Source organism: Pseudoalteromonas sp. 78C3, from assembly GCF_002836695.1.
Classification (GTDB): domain Bacteria; phylum Pseudomonadota; class Gammaproteobacteria; order Enterobacterales; family Alteromonadaceae; genus Pseudoalteromonas; species Pseudoalteromonas arctica.
In genome coordinates this window covers 1-8277 of record NZ_PJAV01000100.1, presented here as the reverse complement: position 1 = coordinate 8277, position 8277 = coordinate 1, and the positions used below count along the sequence as shown (strand labels likewise).

Below are 8277 nucleotides of genomic sequence, written 5' to 3'. Positions count from 1 at the left end.
GGATGTAGGTAAGGGGCGTGAGCAGGACGCGGAAGCTTTGCTCGGTTTTTACTTAGCCCACTAGGTTACAAACCTCGCGCCGCGATTAAATCGCCCCTAGATTGAACAAATTTCAATCCACAAAGATCAACACGCCCTTAGCCTTCACTTATATTTTTTATGGCGGGTTTATTGTGCTTTTCGTTTTACTACCCTAAAGCGCGACATTACTTATCACTTTGTCAAAAGGCGTTAACTAAATCATGTGCTTATTTAGATAAAAAATTAGCCCGTTAATTTACTTTTAATTGAGTATAAAAAAATGCCAGCAATTTATTGCTGGCATTTTTTATAGCTTACCTATTTATTACTTTGCTAATTTTTTAGCTAGGTATAACCATGTTTCTATTACTGTATCTGGATTTAGTGAAACAGAGTCAATGCCCTGCTCTACTAACCATGCTGCAAAGTCTTCGTGATCTGAAGGACCTTGACCACAAATACCTACGTACTTGCCTTTTTCTTTAGCTGTTTTAATTGCCATAGAAAGTAGTTTTTTAATTGCTGGGTTACGCTCATCAAATAAATGTGCGATTAAACCAGAATCACGGTCAAGACCAAGCGTTAACTGTGTTAAATCGTTAGAGCCGATAGAAAAACCATCAAACATTTCTAAGAATTCATCTGCAAGTAATGCATTTGAAGGTAGCTCACACATCATGATTACTTTAAGACCATTATCGCCGCGTTTAAGGCCATGTTCTTCTAGTAATTCAATTACGCGTTTGCCTTCTTCAAGGGTACGTACGAATGGGATCATGATTTCTATGTTAGCCATATCCATGTCGTTTCTTACGCGTTTTATAGCTTCACATTCTAGTGCAAAACAATCGCGGAAGTCTTCAGAGATATAACGGGCTGCACCACGAAAACCAATCATTGGGTTTTCTTCTTCTGGCTCGTATTGCTGACCGCCAACTAGGTTTGCGTATTCGTTTGATTTAAAATCAGACATACGCACAATTACACGCTCCGGTGCAAAAGCACAACCAAGCGTTGAAATACCTTCAACCAGTTTTGTTATGTAAAACTCTACTGGTGATTCGTAACCGGCAATCATGTCAGTAATTTCTGCTTTTAATGCATCGGTTTGCGCATCAAAATTTAATAACGCTTTAGGGTGAACGCCAATCATACGGTTGATAATAAATTCAACTCGCGCAAGGCCAACACCTGCATGCGGTAAGCGTGCAAAGTCAAATGCACGATCGGGGTTACCCACGTTCATCATAACTTTCATTGGTAGTTCTGGCATTTTATCAACGCGTGACGTTAGTATTTCAAAATCTAAAATACCTTCGTAAATAAAGCCGGTATCGCCTTCGGCGCACGATACTGTTACTTCTTGGCCCGCTTTAATTAAATCAGTTGCGTTGCCACAGCCTACCACTGCCGGAATACCAAGTTCGCGTGCAATGATTGCCGCGTGACACGTACGTCCACCACGATTTGTAACAATCGCTGCTGCACGTTTCATGATTGGTTCCCAATCAGGGTCGGTCATATCGGTAACTAAAATATCGCCTACTTGTACCTGATCCATTTCTTTGATTGAATCAAGAACACGAACAACACCGCTACCAATTTTATGACCAATTGCACGGCCTTCAACAACAACGTTGCTTGTACCATTTAATTGAAAGCGTTCCATTACGTTAGAGTCTTCGTTTGAGCGTACAGTTTCTGGACGTGCTTGAACTATATATAGTTTGCCGTCGTTACCGTCTTTTGCCCATTCGATGTCCATAGGACGACCGTAATGTTTTTCAATGATTACAGCTTGTTTGGCAAGATCTTGCACTTCTTCATCTGTAATCGAAAATTTATTTGAAAGCTCAGGGGCAACATCAACGATGTCTACTTGCTTACCGTGTGCTTTATCTTCTGAGTAAATCATTTGAATGGCTTTAGAGCCAATGTTACGACGTACTACTGAAGGTTTATTTTTAAGGAGTGTTGGTTTATGAACATAAAACTCATCAGGGTTAACTGCGCCCTGTACAACCATTTCACCTAAGCCGTAGCTTGATGTAATAAATACAACGTCTTCAAAACCAGACTCTGTATCAATGCTAAACATTACGCCAGATGCTGATTTATCTGAACGTACCATGCGCTGAATACCTGCTGATAGGGCCACACCACGGTGATCGTAACCTTGGTGAACACGATACGAGATTGCACGGTCGTTAAATAATGAAGCAAATACGTGTTTAATAGCGACCATGACTGAATCGATACCAACAACGTTAAGGAAAGTTTCTTGCTGGCCTGCGAATGATGCATCTGGCATATCTTCAGCAGTAGCTGATGAACGTACTGCGAATGATACATCTGCTGCAGTATCGCCATGAAGTTGGCTATATGCGTCGCGAATGGCTTGATCTAGGTTTGGTTGGAATGGTGTGTCGATTATCCATTGGCGGATATCGGCACCGACTTTAGCGAGTGTATTTACATCATCAACATCGAGTGTATCTAGAATGTTGTGAATTTTTGCTGTGAGTCCTGATTGATCTAAAAACTCATTAAAAGCATCTGCGGTAGTTGCGAAACCACCCGGTACTTGTACACCAGCGTTTGCTAGGTTTGAAATCATTTCGCCAAGTGAAGCGTTTTTACCGCCAACTCGAGGAACATCTTGCATACCAAGCTCTTGATACCAGAGAACGTATTCTTGCACGGATCTTTCTCCAAAAAAAACAAATTGTAGGTCTAACTGTGAGAGTTAAGAAAGAAAACCTTTTATAAAGGTCATCATCATTCTACACTGGCAATAGTCCTCACGTAAACCGTGAGAAACCCATTTTAGGGATTTAAACGCAATAAAAAGGTTAATTATGAGAACTGCTTTTTATATATCAGATGGAACAGCTATTACTTCAGAGGTGTTTGGGCATGCGACTTTGTCGTTGTTTCCTATCGATTTTAATCATAAAACAATTCCATTTGTAGAAACTGAAGAAAAAGCGCACGAAATTAAAGCATTAATTAATGCAACCGCTGCAAAAACAGGCGAAAAGCCATTTGTTTTTTTTACTTTTGTTAATCACAATTTAAGTGAAATTATAAAATCGGCTGATGCAGTCACGTATGACTTTTTAACTACATATAGCGAAAAAATAGAAAAAGAACTCAATGTAGCCCCAGTTCCAAAAATGCATCGTACGCATTCTATCCACGAAAAAAGTTATGATTTTAGAATTGATGCCGTTAATTATGCTCTTATGAATGATGATGGCGGAAATATTAAAAACTTTTCTGAAGCAGACATCATCTTAATTGGCGTTAGTAGAAGTGGTAAAACACCCACAAGCTTATACTTAGCACTGCAGTACGGCATTAAAGCGGCTAACTACCCTATTACAGAAGAAGATTTAGACAATGAAGGTTTGCCTAAGTGTTTAGTCCCTTATAAACATAAGCTATTTGGACTTACGATTGACCCTGAGAGACTTGCGGCTATTAGGCATCGACGTATGGCGAACTCTAAGTATGCTTCAATTAAACAGTGTCGTATTGAGGTTCGCGAAGTGGAAATGTTGTATAAGCGTCATAAAATTGCTTATTTTAATTCTACGCATCATTCTGTTGAAGAAATATCTGCAAAAATATTGATAGAAACAGACTTGGAGCGACGTAAGTACTAACTTACTAATAAAATTATAAACAAAAAACCGCAATTAAGCGGTTTTTTTAGTATCAACAAATATTATTTACGTGCGTCTTTTAGTAAATCAGCTACTAAAAAGCCTAACTCTAATACTTGGTCGGCGTTAAGGCGTGGATCACACTGCGTTTTGTAACGCTGTGCTAGGTCATCGTCAGATAAACCGTAAGCACCGCCAGTACACTCTGTAACGTGCTGGCCTGTCATTTCTAGGTGAACACCACCTGCGTATGAACCTTCAGCTTTGTGTACAGCGAAGAACTGACTGATCTCGCGCATAATATTGTCGAAGTTACGTGTTTTGTAACCTGATGTCGCTTTTTCAGTGTTACCGTGCATTGGATCTGAGCTCCAAATTACTTTACGGCCTTCTTGTTGAACTCTTCTTACTAGTGCTGGAAGTTTTTCAGGAAGTATATCTGCACCCATACGCGTAATTAGCGTTAAACGACCAGGAATGTTATCTGGGTTTAATGCATCAATTAAACGAATTAGGTCATCTGGGTCCATACCTGGGCCAACTTTAACACCAATTGGGTTTTTAATGCCTTTGAAAAACTCAATATGTGCATGGTCTAGTTGACGAGTACGTTCACCAATCCAAACAAAGTGAGCAGAACAATCGTACCAATCACCAGATAAGTGGTCGCGACGAGTAAGCGCCTCTTCGTAACCAAGTAGTAACGCTTCGTGAGAAGTGTATAAATCGGTTTCTTTTAAGCTAGGCGCAATTGTAGAGTTAATTCCGCACACTTCCATAAACTCTAGTGCGTCTTGAATTTTATCAGCAAGTTGTTGGTATTTTTCTTTAAGTGGATTTGCAGCAACAAAGCCCATGTTCCAACGGTTTACCTGGTGAAGATCGGCAAGGCCACCTTGTGCAAAAGCACGTAATAAGTTTAACGTAGCGGCACTATGATGGTATGCAGTCATTAAGCGTTGTGGATCGGGTATACGTGCTTCTTCTGTAAACTCGATATTATTAATAATGTCGCCACGGTAAGATGGTAAAGACACGCCATTAATTGTTTCTAAGTCTGCTGAACGAGGTTTAGCGTATTGACCAGCCATGCGCGCTATTTTAACTACAGGGCATTTACCGCCGTAAGTTAATACAACAGCCATCTGTAAGATTGTTTTGAATGTATCGCGAATGTTAGCGGCATTAAAATCGCTAAATGATTCTGCACAGTCACCACCTTGAAGTAAAAAAGCACGCCCTTCGCACACATCTTCAAGTTGTTTGAATAGGCTTCTTGTTTCTTCAGCAAAAACTAAAGGTGGTGCCGTTTTTAATTGGCTTTCTACTGATTTAAGTATTTCTTGATCTGGGTACTGTGGCTGCTGCAGTATTGGCAGCTCTCTCCAGCTATTTGGGTTCCACGATTGCATAATTTTTCCTCATTCCTACATTACCTGATAAGAAGAAATTAACGTATGCAGGCCCCTATGTTCAAGGACTAAATTCACTATTTTCCAATTATTTAGTTATGAGTTAAGTATAATAGTAATCTTACTTAACCTAGGTGGTTATATAACATACACTTTAGTTTTATTTCGAAGAAACTAAAGTGTTTAAATACATGAGCTTAGAGCTAACTATTTACAATTTTAACGCATTGAGAATAAATAGTACATAAGGGTATGTTATACATAATTTAGCTAGGAACACATCATACTTAAATGGTTGCTTCTGTAATCTTAACTTTACGCGGGTAATTAATTAAAAGCTATCAAATGCTATGTACAGACCTTAATGTATGATATGAGCGTTTGTGGTGATCATTTATCTGCGCTTTAAAACCTAGAGGCATAGTCTTGTATAGCACTCGTATGCTGGACTATATTCACAAGTGCTACAACTCAAAGGTCTGGTAGCCCATTAAGTTTTCTCTTCAAAGTGATAGTGTTACTTAACAGTTCACCATGATTAAAGCCCCCACTGCTAGAAGTATCTTTAAAGAGGAACTGATATCAAAAAGCATTTGTAGTCATTGTAACCTTTAGCCTGTCACCATACTGCCAACACGGTGTAATATGAGTCAGTAATTATAAATAATAATGAATGCTAAGACGGTTAGATAAATATATGAAATTATATAACTCCGCTTAACTCATTTTTCTAAACTTAGTTTTACCACCTACTACTTAGATAATCTAGCACTTGGCGTATTAGCCTTTTTATATACGACAAAGTAAATACTCCAATCTCATATGAATTAGTAAGGAGTTTCAATCTTTCTTCATTTATATATCCCACCTTAAAGAACACATCATACTTAAATTAGTTATTATGTTACTATAAGCCCAGAGTACTATTTATTATTTATTTAGACAAAGCAAAGTGCATGTAATAATATAAGGCTAGTAAGATGTGTTCTTTGAGGTGTGTAATGGTAACTAAGGTACAAATTAGAAGTCAGTTTGATTTAATGAACGAATTAACTTTAAGGTTGATTGAAGAACTAAAAGAGTGTGAATTCTCCAAAGCGGAATATTATCAATTACCAGATGTAAGTAGTCTCGATGAGAGTAAAGTTCCAGAATCTATACTTGTTTCTAAAATCACTGGAGTACCGGCTCAAAAAGCAATCCTAAACTCTTTTTCAGACATGTATAAAAAATCAGGATTAAGCAGTCGTGTTTTAAAAAGGCACCCTGGTTTGCTCGTCATTAAAAATGCAGATAAACAAGCTTTAAATAATCGTATAGCTCAAGTAAATAAAGCTAAAGCTACGTTTAAAGAATGTATTTTAGCTATTGATAGCAACGATGCTCGATTTGAAGCAGTTCACAATGCTATACCAAATTTAATAACGCTTGCCGCATATCGTAAAATTCATAGTGAAAGCGAATCGCCATTTTCGGTTAGGTTTACTTGGATGCACAAACACGCAACTAAAACGCTGACTAAAAAAATGGCTCTCGAAATGCTCGACAAATCGGCCAGTTATCGAAATCCAAGAATGATAGATCAACAAAAATGGCAATCACTTGTAGCTCAAGAACAATTACGGGTTGCTAGTTTAGGCGAAAAGGAAAAACTTAGAATTCGCCGCCCTACTCGAGTGAGTCCACAGGTAAATGTGAGATACACAGCGCAGAATCGCTATCATGTGAGTGCTGCATTACCCTTTATTCTGATTAATCCAGAACCAGACGTAAAATTAGGTATATTACCTGATTATCAAAAACCCGAAACTCACCCTCGTAAGCGCGAGTATGATTTTTTGGTTGATAGGTTATATTTAGAACAGGTTGAGCGGTAGTCATTATGTTAAAAAGGCCACATAGTGTGGCCTTTTTAGTTATGCGTACAGTATTTAAAATAACGGTTATTATTTTTCTACTATTTCTTCAATTTTATCTTCATCAATCAGCACGGCATTTTCAACAATGCGTTTACCGCCTTGGATTTCAATGCGTTTATTGTGTTTGTTCAATGTAAGTATTTCATCGCAAAACTGATCAGACGGGTGCATTTCGTATGTGTAATCGATAATGTTACCGGTTTTGTCATCTTTAACGTTTGTAATGCTGTATTCTGATATTGCACCTTTTTCAATCAAATCTTTCATTGTGGTGGTCATATCACGACGAAGTGCTTTTAATTTATTTTCGGTAATATCATCAGTTGAATAAATAGATCCGTATTTTTCCATAATAGAAAGTAATCTAAAATGGTACGTTTTACCTGGTGCTGCATAACGCCAAAGGTGATACAAACGAAGCATCATCCAACGCGATAATCCACGTTTTAATTCTTGAGCGCTATTAAAGTAATACCCTTTGTATTCAAGGTTATCAATCATGTTATGAACAAATGCATTTAAACAGGCGACGCATTTTACATTGCCACCCTGACCTTTTTTGCCACTAAAATGCAGTGACGATAAAAAGTTCATGTTTGACTCGTAAAACGAATCATCTATATCAGAATTTTTAGTATCTGTTGCCGAATATTTAAATGAAAGTTTAGAGCCTTGCAATGCTTCAAGTGACTCTTTTATTGCAGGATATGGCATTGACTGCCCTACCGCTTTGAGTTCTTGTGCTAATTCGTTCATAGAAAAAACAACCGCGTATTGAATACCGGATTTAAAATTAATTTTAACTATTTTGCCTTTAGAAGCTAAACGAATAAGTGCTCGCTCTACTTTTTCTTCTCTATCTGATGGCCAAACAAGGTATTCAACATCTTCGCCATCTTTGCGTGTACTTACAACAGCTGGCGTTATTTTTATTTCGCCATCGTACAAAATACCATCTACTTTTTCAGATATTTTACGCGTAATAATTGTTTTTTTAGGCGCTTCTTCAAGTGGCAATTTTTTATAGCCCGAGCGAACAAAGCGTCCCCACAAATCATAGTGATTAAACGTGTTTGAATATGCACGTAATCCATGTGCTGCATTTTCAATAGAAATTCGCACGTCTTTGTTGTCTGTAAATAGTGCTAAACTTTCGTTATCTATTGCACTTTCCACCCCGTGGATTTGGCCCCTAAGTGTATCGGGCAAGTTATCTACCGAGATGTTGACCTTTCGGCTCATTGTTCTTATTTCCAT

At 38.1% G+C, this 8277-nt stretch carries 5 protein-coding genes; 2 read left to right on the top strand and 3 right to left on the bottom strand.

Annotated elements, in window-relative coordinates:
• Nucleotides 1-346: 346 nt before the first annotated feature.
• Nucleotides 347-2722, bottom strand: coding sequence for a phosphoenolpyruvate synthase (ppsA, locus tag CXF76_RS02715; protein WP_101162993.1), 2376 nt, complete (start codon nt 2720-2722; stop codon nt 347-349).
• Nucleotides 2723-2879: 157 nt separating this feature from the next.
• Here ppsA and ppsR point away from each other — a divergent pair, with 157 nt between their 5' ends.
• Nucleotides 2880-3689 carry a posphoenolpyruvate synthetase regulatory kinase/phosphorylase PpsR gene (ppsR, locus tag CXF76_RS02710; RefSeq protein WP_007583184.1) on the top strand — a complete coding sequence of 270 codons (810 nt, stop codon included), beginning with the start codon at nt 2880-2882 and terminating at the stop codon, nt 3687-3689.
• Between the two features lie 62 nt (nt 3690-3751).
• Here ppsR and CXF76_RS02705 read toward each other — a convergent pair whose 3' ends face one another.
• A complete protein-coding gene (locus CXF76_RS02705) occupies nt 3752-5101 on the bottom strand; it encodes a class II 3-deoxy-7-phosphoheptulonate synthase (protein WP_008167282.1) in 1350 nt (449 codons plus the stop codon).
• A 1001-nt stretch (nt 5102-6102) separates the two neighbouring features.
• Here CXF76_RS02705 and CXF76_RS02700 point away from each other — a divergent pair.
• Nucleotides 6103-6978, top strand: a complete 876-nt coding sequence (locus CXF76_RS02700; protein WP_101162992.1) for a DNA replication terminus site-binding protein — start codon at nt 6103-6105, stop codon at nt 6976-6978.
• A 69-nt stretch (nt 6979-7047) separates the two neighbouring features.
• Here the strand turns inward: CXF76_RS02700 and CXF76_RS02695 are convergent, their stop codons facing one another.
• Nucleotides 7048-8262: a hypothetical protein gene (locus CXF76_RS02695; protein WP_024591590.1), complete on the bottom strand. Its 1215-nt coding sequence runs from the start codon at nt 8260-8262 to the stop codon at nt 7048-7050.
• Nucleotides 8263-8277 lie beyond the last annotated feature (15 nt).